This is a genomic window from Gardnerella sp. DNF00497B (assembly GCF_049262725.1).
Classification (GTDB): Bacteria; Actinomycetota; Actinomycetes; order Actinomycetales; family Bifidobacteriaceae; genus Bifidobacterium; species Bifidobacterium leopoldii.
Genome location: NZ_CP058400.1, coordinates 1,074,101 through 1,095,273, shown reverse-complemented (window position 1 = coordinate 1,095,273; position 21,173 = coordinate 1,074,101). Strand labels below are relative to the sequence as shown.

Annotated in this window: 19 protein-coding genes; 18 read left to right on the top strand and 1 reads right to left on the bottom strand. The window is 40.9% G+C overall.

Translation table 11 applies throughout. The features are described from left to right. Positions 1 to 32: 32 nt before the first annotated feature. From HXT26_RS04125 to HXT26_RS04105, 5 genes are all read left to right on the top strand, one after another. Complete coding sequence (locus tag HXT26_RS04125) at positions 33 to 872, top strand: ParA family protein (RefSeq protein WP_004105096.1); 840 nt, start codon at positions 33 to 35, stop codon at positions 870 to 872. 191 nt (positions 873 to 1,063) lie between these two features. Then, complete coding sequence (gene typA, locus HXT26_RS04120; RefSeq protein ID WP_004105095.1) at positions 1,064 to 2,989, top strand: translational GTPase TypA; 1,926 nt, start codon at positions 1,064 to 1,066, stop codon at positions 2,987 to 2,989. A 42-nt stretch (positions 2,990 to 3,031) separates the two neighbouring features. After that, positions 3,032 to 3,439, top strand: a complete 408-nt coding sequence (locus HXT26_RS04115; protein ID WP_004573915.1) for a hypothetical protein — start codon at positions 3,032 to 3,034, stop codon at positions 3,437 to 3,439. Between the two features lie 136 nt (positions 3,440 to 3,575). Continuing rightward, positions 3,576 to 4,574 (top strand): prephenate dehydratase domain-containing protein, encoded by a 999-nt coding sequence (locus tag HXT26_RS04110; RefSeq protein ID WP_174164125.1) that lies wholly within the window; start codon positions 3,576 to 3,578, stop codon positions 4,572 to 4,574. Further along, on the top strand, positions 4,568 to 5,671 hold the full coding sequence (locus HXT26_RS04105) for a prephenate dehydrogenase (protein ID WP_415688661.1): 1,104 nt from the start codon (positions 4,568 to 4,570) through the stop codon (positions 5,669 to 5,671). Before HXT26_RS04110 ends, HXT26_RS04105 begins: the two co-directional genes overlap by 7 nt. A 23-nt stretch (positions 5,672 to 5,694) precedes the next feature. Here the strand turns inward: HXT26_RS04105 and HXT26_RS04100 are convergent, their stop codons facing one another. Further along, entirely contained in the window at positions 5,695 to 5,988 is a 294-nt protein-coding gene (locus HXT26_RS04100) for a DUF6725 family protein (protein ID WP_415688663.1), read from the bottom strand. A gap of 85 nt (positions 5,989 to 6,073) precedes the next feature. On the opposite strand from HXT26_RS04100, the gene HXT26_RS04095 reads away from it, so the two are divergent. The 13 genes from HXT26_RS04095 to HXT26_RS04035 all read left to right on the top strand — a co-directional run bounded on the left by HXT26_RS04095 (position 6,074) and on the right by HXT26_RS04035 (position 20,989). Further along, positions 6,074 to 7,042 (top strand): tyrosine recombinase XerC, encoded by a 969-nt coding sequence (locus HXT26_RS04095; protein ID WP_004573919.1) that lies wholly within the window; start codon positions 6,074 to 6,076, stop codon positions 7,040 to 7,042. Positions 7,043 to 7,427: 385 nt separating this feature from the next. Then, the gene (locus HXT26_RS04090) at positions 7,428 to 9,056 is read left to right on the top strand and encodes a peptide ABC transporter substrate-binding protein (RefSeq protein WP_101885958.1); all 1,629 of its coding nucleotides are present in this window, start codon (positions 7,428 to 7,430) and stop codon (positions 9,054 to 9,056) included. 201 nt (positions 9,057 to 9,257) lie between these two features. Beyond that, on the top strand, positions 9,258 to 10,184 hold the full coding sequence (locus tag HXT26_RS04085) for an ABC transporter permease (RefSeq protein WP_004105077.1): 927 nt from the start codon (positions 9,258 to 9,260) through the stop codon (positions 10,182 to 10,184). Positions 10,185 to 10,196: 12 nt separating this feature from the next. Beyond that, complete coding sequence (locus HXT26_RS04080; protein ID WP_004105075.1) at positions 10,197 to 11,189, top strand: ABC transporter permease; 993 nt, start codon at positions 10,197 to 10,199, stop codon at positions 11,187 to 11,189. A 24-nt stretch (positions 11,190 to 11,213) separates the two neighbouring features. Beyond that, positions 11,214 to 13,238 (top strand): dipeptide ABC transporter ATP-binding protein, encoded by a 2,025-nt coding sequence (locus HXT26_RS04075; protein WP_410295640.1) that lies wholly within the window; start codon positions 11,214 to 11,216, stop codon positions 13,236 to 13,238. A 179-nt stretch (positions 13,239 to 13,417) separates the two neighbouring features. Then, complete coding sequence (locus tag HXT26_RS04070) at positions 13,418 to 14,284, top strand: exodeoxyribonuclease III (RefSeq protein ID WP_422111927.1); 867 nt, start codon at positions 13,418 to 13,420, stop codon at positions 14,282 to 14,284. 179 nt (positions 14,285 to 14,463) lie between these two features. Continuing rightward, positions 14,464 to 15,228: a DUF3710 domain-containing protein gene (locus HXT26_RS04065; RefSeq protein ID WP_004105066.1), complete on the top strand. Its 765-nt coding sequence runs from the start codon at positions 14,464 to 14,466 to the stop codon at positions 15,226 to 15,228. A gap of 24 nt (positions 15,229 to 15,252) precedes the next feature. After that, positions 15,253 to 16,074, top strand: coding sequence for a DUF3159 domain-containing protein (locus tag HXT26_RS04060; protein ID WP_421789245.1), 822 nt, complete (start codon positions 15,253 to 15,255; stop codon positions 16,072 to 16,074). Positions 16,075 to 16,111: 37 nt separating this feature from the next. Next, a complete protein-coding gene (locus tag HXT26_RS04055) occupies positions 16,112 to 17,530 on the top strand; it encodes a class I SAM-dependent RNA methyltransferase (protein ID WP_422111926.1) in 1,419 nt (472 codons plus the stop codon). Positions 17,531 to 17,800: 270 nt separating this feature from the next. After that, positions 17,801 to 18,394, top strand: coding sequence for a DUF4097 family beta strand repeat-containing protein (locus HXT26_RS04050; RefSeq protein WP_004114736.1), 594 nt, complete (start codon positions 17,801 to 17,803; stop codon positions 18,392 to 18,394). A gap of 91 nt (positions 18,395 to 18,485) precedes the next feature. Continuing rightward, positions 18,486 to 18,770, top strand: coding sequence for a hypothetical protein (locus HXT26_RS04045; protein WP_004114737.1), 285 nt, complete (start codon positions 18,486 to 18,488; stop codon positions 18,768 to 18,770). A gap of 107 nt (positions 18,771 to 18,877) precedes the next feature. After that, on the top strand, positions 18,878 to 20,356 hold the full coding sequence (locus tag HXT26_RS04040) for an Lsa family ABC-F type ribosomal protection protein (RefSeq protein ID WP_422111925.1): 1,479 nt from the start codon (positions 18,878 to 18,880) through the stop codon (positions 20,354 to 20,356). 453 nt (positions 20,357 to 20,809) lie between these two features. Then, positions 20,810 to 20,989 carry a hypothetical protein gene (locus HXT26_RS04035; RefSeq protein WP_004128547.1) on the top strand — a complete coding sequence of 60 codons (180 nt, stop codon included), beginning with the start codon at positions 20,810 to 20,812 and terminating at the stop codon, positions 20,987 to 20,989. Positions 20,990 to 21,173 lie beyond the last annotated feature (184 nt).

Sequence of the window (21,173 nt, the reverse complement as noted above, 5' to 3'; positions counted from 1 at the left end):
TCGTGAGTATACCTGTTGATAAAGTGGGGAGCATGCCTACTGATTTACTTGGACGCGAATACGAAACTTTTCATGCACCAGAGCCGTTAACTTCACACGGTCCTGCTCGCATTATTGCAATGTGCAACCAGAAAGGTGGAGTTGGTAAAACTACAAGTTCCATTAATATTGCTGGCGCACTAAGTCAGTATGGTCGTCGCGTTTTGATTGTTGATTTCGATCCGCAAGGTGCGGCAACAGTTGGACTTGGAATTAACGCAAATGCGCTTGATAATACAGTTTATACGGCATTATTTGATTCGTCTGTGGACGTTCACGACGTAATTCGTCATACTGAAACAGAAAATATTGATATTATTCCTGCAAATATTGATTTATCTGCAGCTGAAGTTCAGTTAGTAACCGAAGTAGGACGAGAGCAAATATTAGCAGGTGTATTACGCAAAGTGCGTGACGAATACGACGTTATTATAGTTGATTGCCAGCCTTCTCTCGGCTTGCTTACTGTAAATGCGTTAACAGCAGCTGATGGCGTGATTATTCCACTTGCTGCAGAGTTCTTTGCTCTTCGAGGCGTGGCTCTTCTTATGCAATCAATTGAGAAGGTACAATCTCGTATTAATCCAAATCTTAAAGTATTTGGAGTTCTTGTCACTATGTATACTCGCACGCTTCATAGTGAGGAAGTGTTGCAGCGCATTTATGAAGCTTTCCAAGATAAAGTTTTGCATTCCGTGATTTCGCGTTCTATTAAGCTGCCAGATTCTACAGTTGCTGCAGTTCCTATCACTATTTTTGCTCCTGAGCACAAGACTGCAAAAGAGTACCGCGAAGTTGCGCGTGAGCTTATTGCTAAAGGTGTTGTTGCTTAAGTTCTTGTGATTCTGCGTTAGTATGTTTTGTAAAGCTGTCTTAGCTCGCTAGTAAAATCGGTGCGGTTTGGCAGCTTACCTATTTGGGCGCTCGTCAATAAGGTATATGGCTACTGTTTTAGCTGATGTTTATAGCTTAAATGGTTGCATGTTAATAATTACTTAAACGCGAAGAATGGAAGAGGTTTGTGATGACTGTTCGCGGTGATATTCGAAATGTGGCAATTGTGGCGCACGTAGACCACGGTAAGACCACTCTGGTAAACGCCATGCTTCAGCAGTCGCACGTATTTTCTGAGCGTGAAGAAGTTCCAGATCGCGTTATGGATTCCAATGATTTGGAACGCGAAAAGGGCATTACTATTCTTGCTAAGAACACTGCTGTTCAGTACACAGGTCCATTAGCTGAAAAGTATGGTCATCCAGAAGGTATCACTATTAACGTTATTGATACTCCAGGTCACGCTGATTTCGGTGGTGAGGTCGAGCGTGGTATCTCTATGGTTGACGGCGTTGTTTTGTTGGTTGACGCTTCTGAAGGTCCTCTTCCACAGACTCGCTTTGTGCTTCGTAAAGCTTTGGAAGCTAAGCTTCCTGTTATTTTGTGCGTAAATAAGGTAGATCGTCCAGATGCTCGTATTGAAGAAGTTGTTGGCGAATCTACAGATTTGCTTCTTGGCTTGGCTCAGGATGTTGTTGAGGAAGGTATTGACCTCGATCTCGACGCTTTGCTTGATTTGCCAGTAATTTATTGCGCTGCTAAAGCTGGTTATGCTTCTGTTAATCAGCCTGCGAATGGTGCTCTTCCGGATAACGATAATTTGGAGCCATTGTTTGATTCTATTATTTCGAACATTCCAGCTCCTGAATACGAAGAAGGCGCTCCTCTTCAAGCTCATGTTGCAAACATTGATTCCTCTGACTTCTTGGGTCGTCTTGGTTTAGTGCGAATTTACAATGGTACTTTGGAAAAGGGCAAGACTTACGGTCTTTCTCGTGTCGATGGTTCCATTGAAAACTTCCGTGTTTCTGAGCTTCTTCGCACTCAAGGTTTGGAGCGCACTCCTGTAGCTTCTGCAGGTCCTGGCGATATTGTGGCTGTTGCAGGCGTGAACGACATTATGATTGGTGAAACTATCGTTGACCAGAATGATCCAAAGCCGCTTCCATTGATTCATGTCGACGATCCTGCAATTTCTATGACTTTCGGCGTGAACGATTCTCCTCTTGCTGGAACTGAAGGCAAAGATCATAAGCTTACTGCTCGTATGATTAAGGATCGTTTGGATCGCGAGCTTATTGGTAACGTTTCTATTAAGGTTATTCCAACTGAGCGCCCAGATGCTTGGGAAGTTCAAGGTCGTGGCGAGCTTGCTTTGGCTGTGTTAGCTGAGCAGATGCGTCGCGAGGGCTACGAGCTTACAGTTGGTCGTCCTCAGGTCGTTACCAAGACTATTGATGGTCAAATTAATGAGCCTATGGAAAGCACTACGATTGATGTCCCAGAAGAATACATGGGTACCGTCACTCAGCTTATGGCTGATCGTAAGGGTCGTATGGATTCTATGAGCAACCACGGTTCTGGTTGGGTTCGTTTGCAATTTACTGTTCCTTCTCGCGGTCTTATCGGTTTCCGCACTGCTTTGCTTTCTGCTACTCGCGGAACTGGTATTGCAAGCTCTATTTCCGCTGGTTATGCTCCATGGGCTGGTCAGATTGTGACTCGTCAGAATGGTTCCATGGTTTGCGATCGCAAGGGTGTTGCAACTCCTTATGCTATGCAGCGTTTGCAAGCTCGTGGTATCTTCTTCGTTGATCCACAAAGCCCAGTTTACGAAGGACAAATCGTTGGTATTAACAATAAGCCAGATGAGCTGGATGTAAATATTACGCTTGCTAAGCACATGACTAACATGCGTTCTTCAACTGCTGACGTGCTTGAAACTTTAACTCCACCAATTAAGATGAGCTTGGAAGAGTCTCTTGACTTCGCTAACGAAGACGAGTGCGTGGAAGTTACGCCTGAAGCAATTCGCGTGCGCAAGATTATTTTGAGCCGCGATGAGTGGTACAAGTGGCGTGCTAAGCAGCGTCGTCAAAACAACAACGCTGCATGATAATCGCAATATACCAATTAGTGATGGAACGTTAGGCTTATTATGTCGTCGAAACCGTGGTCGCATCGCTTGCCTTCGTGGGGCAGGTATGCGACCACGTGTGTTTCTGCGCTAATATGCGCGTTGATTGGTACGTTTGCTCATCGCTGCGGTGCAGTGGATAATATTCCTTACGGATTTGCATTATCTATGCTTTTGCTATTTTTGTCTGCTTGGTGTGCAAGATCTCGTAGTGGTTGGAGTGGATTATTTATTCACGCAATAGTTTTTTCATTTGTAGCTTGGCTTATTGCTTTAGATTTTGTTGGTAGCGCAATTCTTGTACCTGTTGGTTTCACAATACCGTTGCCATGGTGTTCGCAATATGTTGGATATTTTTGGCTTTTCGGCATTCTTGTTGCTCACTTAGTTTTGCTTTGTATGCCTCAGCGTTGGTTTGTTATTGAATAGTAAAATAAGTAAAGAATTTGCAATAATCTAAGTGTGACTTAGAGTTAAGTTTTGCATAAAAGCAGTATTAAGCAGTATTTTTTACAGTAGTCTTGATTACAATATTCTTAACTGCAACAGTTTTTAAGGAATAGTTATGAATGGTAATAAGAACAGTCAGAGTGCTCGTAAATTATGCTATTTAGGGCCGGAAGGTTCTTTTACGTATCAAGCAGCTTTAAAAGTTCAGCAGCAGTTACAATCATTTGATAATTTGCGACTTATTCCAACTGCTTGCGAGAATGTTCTTAGTATTGCTAGTGAAATTGAAGAGCATCACCATTGGGGTGTTATTGCGTGGGAAAACAATATTGAAGGCGTTGTAATACCTAATTTAGATTTACTCATTGATGCAAAAAATATGGTTGGTATTGCTCGCGTAGGTGTTGATATTAGTTTTGATGCTGTTGTTTGCAAATCAGATTCAATCGATAACTGCTCTACTATTGTTGCTCACCCTCACGCGTTGGCGCAATGTCGTAAGTTTTCTCAAGAGCGCGGTTTACAAGAAAAAACTGCGTCTTCAAACGCTGCCGCTTGTAGGGATTTAGTTCCTGGCGAAGTTGCTTTATGTCCTAAAATTTGTGTTGATTTATACAATAGGCAGATTGTGAGCGAAGCAGTTGAAGATTTTTCTGGCGCGCGAACTGAGTTTTTAGTGCTAGCTCCTCGAGATCAGGCTTTAGATTTTGTTAATGTGCAGCGAGAAAACTTTTCATCATTTTCCTCAATTATTGCGTTTATTCCGCGTTGCACAGGTGCTGGAGTGTTAGCAAATTTGCTTGATGTTGTGCGTGATCACGGTCTTAACATGACTTCTTTTATGTCTAGACCGATTAAAGGGCAGGATGGTTTATACAGTTTTATTGCCACTGTTGATGCTGCTCCTTGGGATTCTACGTGTAAAGCTATGATTCAAGAGGTTGTTGAACATGGTGATTGGGTTCGAGTTTTAGCAGTGTATTCTTCTGATAAACGCAAGAATCCGGTGATGAATGATTGGATGCTACCTCATGGTGGAGTGTGCGTTGAACCTTCAGTTGATGCTTTACGTAATTTGAACGTAATGCGTGCAGAAAGAGAATTATTATGGTAGAAGATGCTGAATTTTCGCAAAAATTTTCTGTTGGCATTGTAGGTCTTGGTCTTATTGGTGGATCTCTTGCAAAACGACTTGCTAAACTGGCAAATTGCAACGTATATGCATGGAATCGTCATAATGAGCCTTATGACGAAGCTAAAAGTTTAGGAATTACTTGCGTAGAAAAAGTGCAGGATTTAGCAAAACTTCGTCCAAATGTTTTGATTTTATGCAATGCTTTAGCTGCTATGTCAAGTATTTTGCATGAAATTGCACCTTATATTGACAAATCTTGCACAACTATTAGCGATGTTGGCAGCGTAAAAACTTTAGTTCGAGAGCAAGTAAAAGACGCAGGTTTGCAAGATTGCTACGTTGGTGCGCATCCGATGGCTGGTAGTGAATTTACTGGTTGGAAAGCTTCTAGTGATGAGCTTTTAAATGGTGCTTTGTGGGCTTTAACTGTTGATGATTCTACTGAGTTTTGGCGAGTTTGCAATGTTTTGCAAATGATTGTTTCGCTATGCAAGAATCGCGCAATAGTTTTGGATGATGCAACGCACGATAATTCTGCAGCTCTTATTTCTCACATGCCTCATGTTATTGCAACAGCTCTTGCAAACGTATTATGTGAACAATCTAATCGTGCTATTGCTTTACAACTATCTGCAGGTTCCTGGCGAGATATGACACGAGTTGCTCTTACTGATCCTCAACGCACTCGTGCTATGGTAAGTGAAAATCGGCATAATACTGCGAAATTATTGCGTTCCGTAATTTCTGAGCTAACTTTTGCTGCAAATATGTTAGATAATGATGTTGAAACCGCGGATGCTTTAGAGCAAGAGTTTTTTGCTAAAGCTCAATCTTGGAGAGAATATAAATACCAGCAGCGCAACTCATCTAAAACTAGTACGCAACAAAGCGACGATGCTAAGCAAAATGATGATGCAAATAGCAGATTGTGGAAGTATGATTCTCAAATCAATTGGCAGCAGGAATTACTAGAATCCGCGCGCTCAGGTGAATCCATTATTGAATTTTACGGATTTAATACCAACGAATCTTCGCAACTGCTATTGCGCTCAGATGCTTCCTTGAGAAATGTGTAAAACTTGCTCCTCATCAGACAATTCTACACACTAAGCGGCTTTTGGAATTTGCGTTCTGGGATTGGCTTTAATCGGTAAATAGTTTTGGCATCAATGAACATTTCTTCGGCAGCTCTAGTGCCGTTTGCTGCAGGATCTCGAAGCAAATGAAGCATTACACCGTCCCACTCGAGTACGTGCCCAATCGCATCATGATACTCGGTTTTTTGTGTTCCATTGTTATTGTCTTCTATAATTTTGTAAGTTCTTACTACTATGCGCGAGCCTGCAGGTATTTGCTGTGGTAGTGTAGTTAAATTCCGTGTTTGTGTGTTCATAACATGCTCCTTGTTGTATTATGCATGTGACTGAAGTATATGGCAAACGTTTTGTTTTAAACTTTTATGGAAGGGTGAGTTAAGTATGAGCAACAATAAATTTGTTTCTGAAAATTTCTTAGGCTTACCTTCTAAATATATGAGTTTAATAGATGATTATATTGATTATGTTCGTGCTAATAAAGGATTGGGGGAGCGCACACAGAAAGCTTATGCCAGTGATATTTTGCAATGTTTGGCATGGTGTAATCGGCACGGATTTAATAATATTTCGGAGCTTACTACGGATGATTTGCGTTCGTGGATGGCTGATGAGTCGCGAAGTCATGCGCGTTCAAGTTTGGCTCGCAAAGTAGTCGCGGTGCGTGGTTTTTTTGCGTGGTGTCAGCATGTTGAATACATAAGTAGTAATCCTGCAGAAATTTTAATGACGCCAAAAATTAAAAACATGCTACCATCTGTTTTGGATGAATATCAAGCAGAATCATTAATGAATAATGTTGATTCTAAAGCTAATGTTTCATCTTCGTGTACCAAAAATCAGAAAGCTGTAGGACTTCGCAATGCTGCAATTCTGGAGCTTTTATATGCGACTGGTATTCGTGTTGGTGAGCTTACTAGTTTAAATATTCAGGATATTAATTTTTCCTCGCACACTATAAAAGTTACTGGTAAGGGAAATAAGCAGCGTGTTGTGCCTTTTGGGGTTCCTGCTTATAAAGCTTTATCTGCTTGGATTTCTAAAGATGGACGAGAAATTTTATTGCGGAATTCTGTTGAAGAGGCAGTATTTCTTGGTACTCGCGGAAAGCGTATCGATCAGCGTTTGGTAAGGCGGATTGTGCATGATGAGGCTAAGAGTGCGCATGTTCCGGATATTTCTCCTCATGCTTTGCGGCATAGTGCTGCGACGCATATGTTGAATGGTGGAGCAGATTTACGCGAAGTGCAGGAATTATTGGGTCATTCATCGCTTAATACTACTCAGCGTTACACTCATGTTTCTATTGAATCTTTAAAACGTAAGTATTCTCAAGCTTTTCCGCGTGCATGATATTAAATGCTTTAAGTATTCAATTATTCATATTTAACATGTTTTTTACATAATAAATATGTTAATTTACATTTTTGTAATATACATATACCTGTAAAAAACAATAAATTTTACTATATAAATAATAAAATTTTCGGTATTTATAATTAAATCTAGACTTAAATAATTAATTATTACTAATATACAATATTTTTTTCAATTTTCTTTTACTATTGCATTGTTTGTAAAAATACGTATCATTGAATTTTAATCAACGAAGAGGCCTCGTCATTGGCTTGCGAGAATCCATCTGGCAATAAAAACCGGATGGATTTTTATGTTTTAGCTGATGCTTGGCTTTTTTGTGATATGACAATCCTGCCTACCAGACGTTAGGAGAAAATATATGAAGAATAGGGCTTTGGCTTTCGCTGCTGCTGCCTGCTCGCTGGCAATGTTACTTGGTGGCTGTGGCTCTTCCGCTAAGAATGCACAAACAAACGGTGGCAAGGTTATTATTACCGTTTCAAACTCTGAGCCACAAAACGAATTAGTCCCTGGAAACATTAACGAAAATGCTGGCGCTCGTCCTGCCATGTTGGTTAATTCCACGTTGGTAACTTTCGATGAAAAGGGTAATCCTGTAAATGAGGATGCTGAAAGCATCACTCCAAATGCTGATGCTACCCAGTACACCGTGAAGGTTAAGAAAGGAAAGAAGTTCAGCGATGGCACTCCTATTACAGCCGAAAGCTTTGTGAAGGCTTGGAGCTTCGTCGCTAACGCTAAGAATGCTCAGAAGTGTGCTTCCTTCTTCCAAACCATTAAGGGTTATGCTGATTTGCAGAAGGATGGTACTAAGGGTGACGAACAGCTTTCTGGTTTGAAGGTTGTTGATGAAAATACTTTTACCGTTGATCTGGAACAGCCAGATTCTGTATTCCCAATTAAGGTTGGCTACTTGGCATTTGCTCCACTTCCGGAATCCTTCTACAAGGATCCAAAGGCTTATGGCGAAAAGCCTGTTTCTTCTGGTCCATACTTGTTCAAGTCTTGGGATCACAACAAGCAGATCGAAGTTGTAAAGAATCCTGATTACAATGGTCCGCGCAAAGCTCAGAATGATGGCGTAACTTTCAAGGTTTATACAGATGGTAACGCTGCATACCGCGATGTGCAGGCTGGAAACCTCGATATGACTGATAATATTCCAGATACCCAAACTAAGACTTTCCAGAAGGATACAACTGTTAAGGCTTACAACCGTCCAGGTTCTGTAATCCAGCAGTTCACTATTCCTTCAAGCCTCCCACACTTCGATGTAAAGACTGAAGAAGGTAAGCTTCGTCGTCAAGCTATTTCTATGGCTATAGATCGTAAGGTGATTATCGACAAGATTCTCAATGGCACTGCTTCTCCTGCAAACGAATTTACTTCTCCATTGACTCCAGGCTATAAGGCTGATCTTAAGGGTCACGAGAACGTAGAATTTAATGCAAAGAAAGCTAAGGAACTTTGGGCTAAGGCAGATAAGATTTCTAAGTATGATGGATCTCTTACTTTCTCCTACAATGCCGATGGAAATGCAAAGTCTGTGTTCGATGCTGTTGTGAATTCCCTCAAGAATAATCTCGGAATCAAGGCTGAAACCACTCCAATTCCTACATTCCAGGAATTCCGTAATGCTTGCGCTAAGCGTCAGATTAAGGGTGCATGGCGTGCAGGTTGGATGCCAGATTATCCAAGTGCAGAAAATTACTTGACTCAGGAATTTGCTTCCGTTGCAGCTGATGGCAATGGCTCCAACGAAGGTGATTATAAGAATCCAAAGTTCGACGATTTACTTAAGAAAGCTGCATCTTCTAAGCCAGAAGAGGCTATTAAGCTCTATCAGCAAGCAAACGAAATCCTTCTTGAGGATCTTCCATCTGTCCCATTGTTCTACTCGAACGCTAAGGCTGTGATGGTTCCAACTTTGAAGGGCTTCACAATGGATTGGCAGAATATGCCGCTGTACTATCAGCTTCACAAATAAGCTGGTAGCTAATTAAGAAAACAGCATAGTGTTACATACTTTTTAGAAAGTTAGTAAGTAACACTAGTTGGTTCCTCTCAATAATTTGATATCGCTTATTGCGAAATTGCTGCTCCAGCTAAACTAGTTAAATAAAACTATTGAGCTGGAGCGGCACTTTGTTGTTTTTTGAGTAAGTTTTAACAATTCAAGGAGAATTCGATGGGTAAGTACATTCTGCGTCGTATTTTGCAGATGATTCCTGTTGTTCTCGGCACAACATTATTAGTTTATGCTTTAGTATTTGCTTTGCCTGGAGATCCAGTAAAAGCAATGTTTGGAGAAAAACCTGTTAATCCTGCAGTGGCTGCACAAATACGAGCCGAGTATAACTTAGATAAACCATTTATTATTCAATATTTACTATTCTTAAAGAATGCTCTTACCCTCGATTTTGGTCATACTTTTGCAGGTCAACCAGTTATCGATGAAATTGGTCGTGCATTCCCAGTTACTGTTCAACTAGCAATTATGGCATTCGCTTTCGAAGCAATATTTGGTGTCATATTTGGCATAATTTCAGGTTTGAAGAAAGGCAAGTGGTATGACAGTGTGATCCTGGTTGTATCACTTCTTCTTATTTCTGTTCCAACATTTGTGACAGGTTTCGTAGGACAATACTTATTTGGTGTTAAATGGCGTATATTACCAGTTACAGCTAGTAACGATCCTGGATTCTTCGATTTGCTTCTTCCTGCAATGGTTCTTGGTTCTGTGTCTATGGCGTACATCATTCGACTTACAAGATCTGAAATCTCTTCAAATATTTCGCTTGATTATGTGCGTACAGCTCGTGCAAAGGGCTTAAAAGAAGGCTCTGTTATTGTTCGCCACGTTTTGCGCAACTCGCTTATACCTGTCGTCACCTTCTTAGGCCAGGATTTGGGTGCTCTTATGGGCGGTGCAATGATTTCGGAAACAATCTTCAACATTCATGGCGTTGGATTCCTCACATATCAAGGGATTCTAAAGGGAGAAGGAAACCTTGTTGTTTCCATTGTCACGCTTTTGACATTGATATTTGTATTTAGCAATTTTCTTGTTGATATGTTGTACGCGGCTCTTGATCCGCGCATTCGTTACGCGTGAGGGGAGTACACTATGGAAGATAATTTGATGAAAAATGATTTGATTGCAAATAATGCTTCAAATTGCAATATATTACCGGGGCAAGAACGCTACGTTGCACCATTAGACGATACGCCTATTCAAGAAGTGGATTCCGTAGACGAATCCGCTGCTGCAACGAGTATGTGGGCAGATACCTGGAGAACTTTGCGCAGGAATCCATTGTTTATTGTTTCTGCAGTTTTGATTATTGCAATTATTTTTGTTGCATTCTTCCCAAGCATTCTTACAAAGCACAATCCTAATTATTGCGTTTTGGAACACTCTCTTGAGCCAGCTTCAGCCGCGCATCCATTTGGTTTTGATATGCAAGGTTGCGATATTTATGCTCGAGTTGTTTATGGTACTCGTACATCGCTAAGTGTTGGTTTGCTTGCAACTATTTTGGTTGTACTTGTTGGTTCTTTGATTGGTGCGTTAGCAGGATTCTTCGGAGGCTGGGTTGATACTATTCTCAGCCGAATAACTGATATCTTCTTGGCCTTACCAATGCTTCTTGGTGCAATCGTAGTTTTACAAATGTTCCGTACATCTAAATCAATTTGGAAAATTGTGCTTGTTATGGTGCTTTTTGGATGGGTTAGCGTTGCTCGTATTGCACGAAGCGCTGTTATGGAATCAAAAAATCTTGAATTCAATACCGCATCTACTGCTTTAGGATCTACTCCAATACGTAATCTTTTCAAACACATTATCCCGAACTCTTTGGCTCCAATCATTGTTGTTGGAACAACTTCGCTTGGAACTTATATTGTGTTGGAGGCAACATTAAGCTTCCTTGGAATTGGTTTACCAAGTACTACCGTCAGCTGGGGTGGAGATATTTCTACCGCTAGAAATGTTCTTACTACGAACCCAGAAGTCTTGTTCTATCCGTCTATTGCACTCGCAATTACTGTGCTCGCCTTTATTATGATGGGTGATGCTGTAAAGGATGCATTAGATCCGAAGAGCCGTAAGGCGTGAATTTAGCGTGGAGGAATAAAACTTATGAATACAACACGTAAAGATATAGACATTCGCGCCATGCAGCTAGAGCAAGGGCCATTGTTGGAAGTAAAAAATCTCCAGGTTGATTTCACAACAGACTCAAAAAAAGCTGTTCATGCTGTTAGAGATGCTAGCTTCTGTGTTTATCCTGGTCAGTGGGTTGCAATTGTAGGTGAATCTGGTTCAGGAAAGTCCACTTCTGCAATGGCTGTTCTTGGTCTTCTTCCTGGAACCGGTCATGTTACAGGTGGATCTATTAAGCTCAAGGGTAAAGAAATTAGCAGTTTGAAGCCAAAAGAGATTGCTGCTTTGCGAGGTACTGCAATGGGTCTAGTTCCGCAGGATCCTATGAGCAACTTGAACCCTGTGTGGCGTATTGGCGAACAAGTTAAAGAAGCATTAATCGCAAATGGTGTTGACGTTGATCACGAGAAGCGTTCTTCATTAGCTGAGGCTCTTGCAGGCGATTCTGTTCAAGTCAAAAGCAATGAGGATGAAACATTCCTTGGCTCTAAAGAATTACCAGATTTGATTGAAGTCGCTAAGAAAGCTTTGAAAGAAGTTGGGCTTGATGAGCATAATAATGCTGAAAAGTTCAATGAAGCTATTGATTACTACAAGAAAGAGTGGGTTCCAGGCTCTGAAACTCGTTGGCGCGTAGCAGACGATTTAATCAAATATGGTGTGAATGACGACAAAGCTTGGGAAATCGCCAAAAAGTATGTTGTAGGTGCAAGCGTTGAAGATCGTATTGCTGGTTTGCTTGACGAAGCTGGTTTGCCAGATGCTGCAACTCGTGCACGTCAGTTCCCACATGAGTTTTCCGGTGGTATGCGTCAGCGCGCTTTGATTGCTATTGGTTTGGCTTGCCGACCGGATTTGCTTATTGCAGATGAGCCAACTTCCGCTTTGGATGTTACTGTGCAAAAGCGTATTCTTGACCATTTGCATACACTAACTGATTCGCTCGGAACTTCTGTTCTCTTCATTACACACGATTTAGGCTTGGCTGCCTCTCGCGCGCAGCATGTTGTTGTTATGTATAAGGGTCGTGTTGTTGAATCTGGCCCATCGTTGGAAGTTTTGCAGCATCCTCAGCATCCGTATACAAAGAGACTTGTTGCTGCCGCTCCAAGCTTAGCTTCTCAGCGCATTATTTCTGTTAAAGAACACGGTGGTAACGCTGATAACTTGCTTGAGCATCACGTAGTAGGTGAGCAAACTCTTGAAAAAAGTGAGCATATTATTACTGTGGATCACTTAACTCGTGAGTTTAAGCTTCCTCGCAAGAAAGAGCTTTTTAAGGCTGTTGACGACGTTTCATTCTCTATTAAGCGTGGTACAACGTTAGCTATCGTTGGTGAATCTGGTTCAGGTAAATCTACCGTTGCGAATATGGTTTTGCGACTTCTTAAGCCAACAAGTGGAACTGTTACTTACGAAGGTAAGAATATTTCCGATTTAAAGGGTGCGGATTTGCTTGACTTCCGTCGCCATGTGCAGCCAGTTTTCCAGAATCCGTATGGTTCTTTGGATCCTATGTACTCAATTTATCGTTCAATTGAAGAACCTCTGCGTATTCATAAGATTGGTGATAAAAAGAGTCGTAAAAACCGTGTGGTAGAGCTTCTAGACATGGTTCGTATGCCTGCTTCAGTTATGACTCGATTCCCGAACGAACTTTCTGGAGGACAGCGTCAACGAATTGCAATTGCTCGTGCTATGGCTTTGGACCCAGATGTTATAGTTTGCGATGAAGCTGTATCTGCTTTGGATGTGCTTGTGCAAGATCAGGTTTTGCACTTGCTTAACGATTTGCAGGCAGAGCGTGGTTTGAGCTATTTGTTCATCACACACGATTTGGCTGTCGTTCGTCAGATTGCAGACGAAGTTGTTGTTATGCAGCATGGAAAGCTTGTTGAGCATGCAACTACAGATGAGGTATTCGATCATCCACAGATGGAATACACTCGCGATTTGCTCGATGCAATTCCAGGAGGAAATTTGGAGCTTGGTTTAGACTAAATAGTACAAGCTGATAAAAAGGTGCAGGTTTTATAGAATCTGCACCTTTTTATTTTTCTATTAATTCCGTGTTTATTGGTTGAGCAATCCATAACTTGTAATCTGTGTTGGTTGCGTGATTTATGTCCGTTGTTTAGTGATGGAGCTGTTTGTGTTGTGTGCATATTAGAGTTGATTACATGATTACAATTACGACTTCGAATTTGAATGGTATTCGTGCAGCTGAGCGCAAAGGTATGCTTAACTGGTCTGACGCGCATACTCCAGACGTGTGGTGTATGCAAGAAGTGCGCGCTCCGCAGGATGCAATCGACCCAATTATGACAAAAATTGAAATGGGATATCGTACGTCTGAAAATATCGTAAATTCTATAAAAAACGATAATTTTACTTATACGAATGAAGTTTGTCGTGTAAAAGGTCGAGCTGGAGTAGCTCTAGTTACGTCTCTTCCTGTAGTAAACAAATGCTACGGTTTGCCTGGTTTAAGTGAGGATGTTGATTCTGGGCGATGGGTTGAAACTGACGTGCGTACCCCTGAAGGGTATGAAATCACTATTGCTTCTGTGTATGTTCACGCTGGAAATGTGGACGATCCGCAAAAAATGAAACAAAAATTCCGCTTTTTAGACACAATGCTTACTCGTTTAGGGGAGCTTCGAGATGCAGCAGCAAGTGGCGGAAATCAAGCGATTTTGTGCGGTGACTTTAATATTGCGCATACTTCACTTGATATTAAAAACGCTAAGGCTAATGAAAAAAGTGCAGGATTCTTGCCAGAGGAACGTGCGTATATTGATCGCTGGATTAACGAATATGAATTTGTGGACGTTATGCGCATGCTTGCAGGAGATATTCAAGGACCATACACTTGGTGGAGCCAGCGCGGTAAAGCTTTCGACAATAACGTTGGTTGGAGATTAGACTACCAGTTCGCAACTCCTGAAATTGCGGAAAGCGCTCGCGGATTTGTGATCGATCGTGCTGAAAGCTATGATGCGCGATGGTCTGATCATGCGCCGTTAAGTATAAAGTATGACGTGTGATGCGTAAGTATTAATTTGCATAATGTGAAATAACTAAGTAATCGCATGTGTATATGAATGTACTATATACGCAAATTTTTCAGTGCTTTGCTTGTGCTATTCTGGTGAAGTTAGGCAATTTACAATAATAAGTAATAAATATATTTTTGTAGATTTGTTGTTTTAAGAAATGAGGAATAATGGGTTGGTTATTTGGCCGACATGAAGAAGAAAAATCTTCAAAAGTTGAAGACAAAATCGTAGAGGTAAAAACTGGTCCATGGGATTTCAATGATGAAGATGCTCCTGATTTTAGCGATTATCTAGATTTTGGTTCAATCTATATTCCATACTTTCAAGGCATTGAGTTGCGAGTAAAAAAGCAGCATGAAACATCGCAAGTTCTTGGTATGACAGTAACTTATGGTTCTTCAAGCGTAGAAGTTGAAGCTTTTGCTGCGCCTAAAACATCTGGTATCTGGCTAGAAGTGTGCAAAGATTTGCTTGATGGAAATAGTCAAGCGTGTACAGTACAAGGCGAATTTGGTACTGAGCTACTGTTACCTGTAAAAGTTGGAGAAAAAACCATTACAACGCGTATTGTTGGCGTTGATGGTCCTAGGTGGATGCTTCGCGGAGTATTCTCTGGGCCTGCAGCAACAGAGCTTGCAGATAATAATAACGAAACAAAACAATTAGATGAATGGTTTAAGGGGATTGTTGTAAATCGTGGTGAAGAGCCGCTTGCGCCTCGCGATTTTATTCCTATGCATGATCCAATAACTAGAGAAGAAAAAGAAGCTGCTTTAAATGCAGAAAATAGCGGTAAAGATGGGGAAAATAATACGTCTGATGAAGATGCTAATAATGCACTAAAAAAAGACGATAAACCATTAGGTTACGACCAACAAGTAGAAGTAAAAACTACGCTTACACGCGGTCCAATGTTTGCTGAAATTAGATAATGCAAGTAGTAGAAAGTTAATTGAATGGATTCACAAGAATCTTTACAGAAATCCGAAGAAGAGTTTTCTTCGCAAGAGTTTTCAAATGAAGTAAAACTCAACGATTCTGCGCAAACCAACGATTCTGCGCGAACCAAAAAACGCTCAGGACTAGCGACATTGGCTTCAATCGGAGCCGAAGGATCTACATTTTCTGTAATTGATTCAATGGGTGGCGTTCGAGGCGTAATCGAATCCATGCTTCCAGGCTTGCTGTTTGTTATTTGCTTCGTTGTAACACGAAATGTGCAAACAACGGTTATTGTTGCAGCTGTGATTGCTGTTTTGCAAGTTGTGATTCGTCTTATTCAGAGGCAATCGCTTATGGGAGCAATTAGTGGACTTATTTCCATTGGAATCTGCCTTGTTTGGGTGTGGACGAGTCACCAAGCGCGCGACTACTATATGATGGGCTTTATTACGAATGCTGTTTATGGTGCTCTTCTTGCTATTTCGCTGATTGTGCGCGTGCCTGCTTTAGGGATTGTGATTGAGTCAATTCGCAAAATGCCTACAGAAAACTTTGGTGCGTGGCTTCACGAATGGCTCGATTATAAGCCGCTTAAGCGAGCGTATATGTATGTGACAGGATTGTGGATTGCTGTTTTTGTGCTGAGGCTCGTTTTGCAAGTGCCATTATATTTGACGAATCACGTTGTGTGGCTTGGTACCGTTCGCTTGATTATGGGATTGCCGTTCTGGGCGCTCGCAATTTGGGTTTCTTACTTGATTATTGCAACGCCGTTTATGCGACTTCATCATAAAAATCATGAAGAGAAGCAGAGCGAAGAAAATCAGCTTAACTAAAATCAGCCTAACAAAACGCAAAACTAGGGGGTAGCTTATGCAAGTGACGATGCGAATCGAGCGATATGCGGATCAAGGCAGATGTGTAGGTCATCTTGACGGACGCGTTGTATTCGTGCGATTTGCGCTGCCTGGTGAGCTGGTTATTGTGCGTATGGATGAGCCGATGCGTGCAAAAGCGCACTTTTTTACCGGTGAAGTTGTGGAAGTTTTGGAGCCTAGTGCGAATCGTGTGGAGCCGCAATGGAAGCTCGCTGGTCCTTTGGCTCAAGGCGGCGGAGTTGGTGGCGCAGATTTAATTCACGTTTCTTTGCCTGGGCAGATTCGTTGGAAGGCTTCCGTAATTGCCAATCAATTCCAGCGTTTAGCGCATATGGATGTTGCGGATAACGATGTTAGAGTTGAGCGAATGCCAGGTGATGAGGAGCTTAACGGATTTAATTGGCGTACGCGCATGGAGTTGGTTGCTGATGATGAAGGGCGATTGTCTATGCGAAAGCGTGAGTCGCATGATCGCATTGCGATTGATACTATGCCGCTTGCATCGCGCGCTGTTTTAGCTGTTGCGGATTCTTTGGATTTGTGGAATCGAGAATTTGAGCCAAATTCGCAAATTCGCCTTGCTGTTCCAGAGCCTCGAGTTGAGGGCTTGGACTTTGGTGTTTCTGGTGATAAGTCTGCGCTCCTTAGTGCGATTGGCGAAAATTATGCGCTTATAGTAAATGATGAGTTGGTTGCAGGATCTGCTTTGTTGCGAGAGCGCGTGCGCGTTGCGGTTGATGATGATTCATCGCGTGCGCGTACTTTTGATTACGATGTTGATGCGCGTGGTTTTTGGCAGATTCATCGCGCAGCTCCAGAGCATTTGGTGAACTACGTTTTGGGATTAGTCCGTTCTGCGCTTGGTGGGCGTACTAAGAATACGGTTTTGTGGGATTTGTATTCTGGATCTGGTTTGTTTACGATTCCGCTTGCGACTTTGGCTAATATTGGCGGAGATTCTTCTTGCGCTGCTGGCGCTTTTGGTTCTGCAGAGCCAGCCCGTGTGCTTAGTATTGAGGGTGCGCCGATTGCTGTAAAGAATGCAAGGCGAAACATTGGGCGCGCAGGTCTTAGCAGAGATGTTGTTGAAGCGCTTGAAGGCGATGTTGCGCAAACGCTTGAATCGCAGGTGTTTAAGGCGAGTAAGTCATCTAAGATTGTGCGCCGATTTGCGCATCCGGATGTTGTTGTGTTGGATCCTCCGCGCGCTGGTGCTAAAGCTCAAGTTTGTAAGCAGATTGCGAAGTCTGGAGCAAGAAGCGTTGTGTATGTTGCTTGCGATCCGACCAGTCTTGCTCGCGATGTTGGCACATTTAAGGAGCTTGGTTACAGTGTTCAGTCTTTGCGCGCGTTCGACTTATATCCCAACACTCACCACGTCGAGAGTGTCGTATTGATGTCAAAGGCTGATTAGGTGGGTGCAAATTTGCCCTTGTGTAGCAAGGCTTAGCGAGGGCTATCGTTAAAAGGTTTAATGTGCGGCGGCTTTAAGCTGGGTTCTCGTGATTTTTGAGTGCAGTTTGGCTGTTTGAGGGAAGATGTCGACGCTCTAGGGTTGAGTGCACAGGATGTTAACGTTAAAAGGTGCACACACTTTGCACCCACCCTGTGAAGTGGGAAAATATAGCTCAAAAGGTAAAATGAAACCTGATTATTAGTATGTGCACGAGGAGGTGCTTAAGGAATGGATAATAAGAAGTTTATCGCAGAGACGAAAGATGTTCGTTTAACGGTGAAACGTGCTGATACTTTTGGTGTGAGCTTTGTTAACTGTGAACAAGATATATTGAGGGTTGAGGAAGCGCAAAATGTTATAAGGCTTATTCAAACTAAAAAAGTTTCAGCTTCGAATTGGCTGAGGTGGTTTACTCAGGGTATGCCTGAAATTGTTGTGAGTTTGCCACATGATGTGGAAGTTTGTGAGGTTGAATCTGATTCTAATCAAGTGCTCATCACGGATATTGAGATTGGTAAGCTTTATGTAGAAGTGAACAATGGCAAGGTAGAAGTTGTTAATTTGAAGGCGGATGATGTCTTTCTTAAATGTTATAATGGGTTGGCTTCAGCAACAAACGTAGAAGTAACTCATGTTTGTACGCTTGATACGTTAAATGGCATGAGTATTTTAGAAGGAACAATCACCAAGGATGCAAGCCTTGAAGTAGATTGTGAGAATGGTGTCACCGAGGTTTCAGATAAGAAGAAGGTAAATTGTAAAAACGATGGATTTGCGCATTACATGGTGCACTGTCTTAATGGGAAAGCTATTGCGAAGTAGCAGACATATAGATCAAAAAAGAAGCAATAAAACTTGATATAAGTTGGAATTAGAGCGTATATAGACATACCGATAAAGGAGGAAGCCGTATATGCTCTATGTAAAATTTGATGATTTCGAAGATGTTAGCGTCATGGGAAATGAGAAAGATCATGGAATGTTTATTCCGATTAAGGATGGGAATGTGTATGCTGAGTGCGAACGGTGCGGTGTAGTTGAAAGGATCACCTCACCATGCGAATTCATTGCTAGCACATTTAGGTCAAGAGTGAACTTCAATGAAGGTTATGAACTTTGCGAGAAGTGCTTGCAAGAGGTTGAGTTTGTTACTGTCGCTTTGAGAACTGGAAAATTACCTAATCGAGAATTGAAATGACTGAAAAGCAAAGCAGTGATAACCGTAGTAATACATGAAAAACTAAACGTTAAAAGGTGCACACACTTTGCACCCGGGCGGTAAATGATAATTTAGGGAGGCGTTTTATGTCAGTAATTAAAATTGAAAACCTCACTTTCTCATATTATGGATATGTAAAACCCATATTTAAAAATGTATCGTTTTCCTTTGATACAAACTGGAAAACGGGATTGATAGGAAGAAATGGAATCGGTAAATCAACTCTATTTAAGTTACTTTTAAATCAAGAAACTTATCAAGGTAAAATAAGCAAGGATGTTGAATTTATTAAATTTCCACCAAATATAAGCGATACTTCAAAATTAGGAATTGAGTTATATAAAGAACTAATATCAGATGATGAAGAATGGAAGTTATTTAGAGAACTCAGTTTGCTAAATGTAGATGAGAACCTTGTTTACAGAGAGTTTGAAACGCTTTCTAAAGGGGAACAAACAAAAATCCTTTTAGCTATTTTGTTTACAAGAGAAGATGGCTTTTTACTTATTGATGAACCAACAAACCATTTAGATATGGACGGAAGAAAAATTGTAAGTGAATATCTGAAAAGTAAAAAAGGATTTTTGCTTATATCTCATGATAGAGATTTTTTAGATGGTTGTATCAATCATGTTATTTCTATTAACAGGAATTCTATTGATGTCCAATCGGGAAATTTTACATCATGGTATGAAAACAAAGTGATGAAAGACCAATTTGAAATTAGTCAAAATGAGAGATTAAGAAAAGATATTAAACGATTAAAAGAGTCTGCAAGACAAAGTCAAATTTGGTCTGATAAAATTGAAAATACTAAAAATGGTGTGAAAGTATCAGGTGTAAAACCAGACAAAGGACATATAGGTCATCAATCAGCCAAGATGATGAAAAAATCTAAGAATTTGGAGAATAGACAAAACAAGGCAATAGAAGAAAAACAGAGTTTACTAAAAGATATCGAAATAAAGGAAAGCCTATTACTGCATCCGCTACATCATCATAAAAATCCTCTAATATCGGTTAGCAATTTATCATCATGCTATGGAGAGAGACAGATATTAAGCAATGTAAGTTTTGAGATAAAGCAAGGCGATATAGTGGCTATATATGGGGGTAATGGTAGCGGAAAATCAACCTTGATTAAAATTTTATTAGGTATAAATCACGAGTATACAGGTGAGATAAAATTAGCAGGTAATTTAAAAATCTCGTATATTCCTCAAGACACATCTAATTTAACAGGTAGCCTAAATGAATATATTCACAAGCAAGATGTTGATGAAACATTGTGTAAAACAATTCTAAGAAAATTAGATTTTTCAAGAGAATTATTTGAAATGGATATGAAGAACTATAGTGATGGACAAAAAAAGAAAGTTTTAATTGCTGTAAGTTTATCAAAGCCAGCTCATATATTTGTTTGGGACGAACCACTGAATTATATAGATGTAATATCAAGAATACAGATTGAGGAAATTATAAAAGAAGCAAAACCTACACTCATATTTGTGGAACACGATAAGCGATTTGTAGAAGATATCGCTAATAAAATAATACAATTTTAAGTAAAATCCAAATCCCAGTTTGTAGTGCCTTAGACTTTTATCATCATACGACATTCCCCTTGTCAGCTTCTCTCCTGCAACGAACGTTAAGGCTCTTTTATTGATGCATGGTTATCATAAGGGTAGTCTTGATACACGTGAGACTGTCGTATTGATGTCAAGGGCTTAATAGGTGGGTGCATTTTTGCCCTTGTGCAGCAAGGCTTAGTGAGGGCTATTGTTAAAAGGTTTAGCGTGTGGCTGCTTTAGGCTGGCTTGGCGTGATTTTTGAGTGCTATTTTTCTGTATGAGGTAAGATATCGACGCTCTAGGGTCGAGTGCACAGGATGTTAACGTTAAAAGGTGCACCCACTTTGCACCCACCCTGCACCCACTTTGTTGAGTGGTAAAATATAGCTCAAAAGTTAAAATGAAACCTGATTATTAGTATGTGAACGAGGAGGTATTTAAGGAATGGACAAGCTCGTTCGTTTTTGCCGTGAAGTAGCGACATTCGGCTTGACGGTTGCCTTAATCGCGATGCTGGTTGCCTTAATATGGGATGGCACACTTGCTATTAGAATTGGTTTTACCTCTTTTGCTATTGGTGTCACAGTGATCTCGCTTAAGACTGTCCTTCGAAAGACTGATTGAATTTTGTTTGGTTCAAGTCAATAGTTGAATATCTCACGTTGGGTGACTATTACTGATCTCTGTCAGTAATAGTCACTTCTTTTTATGAATCTTAAAGTCAGGCTCAATGTCCGTCCTGTTTAGCCGGTGATTAGTTAGGGTAATCGTTAAAAGATTAACAACTGTATCAATGAAAATGCACGGA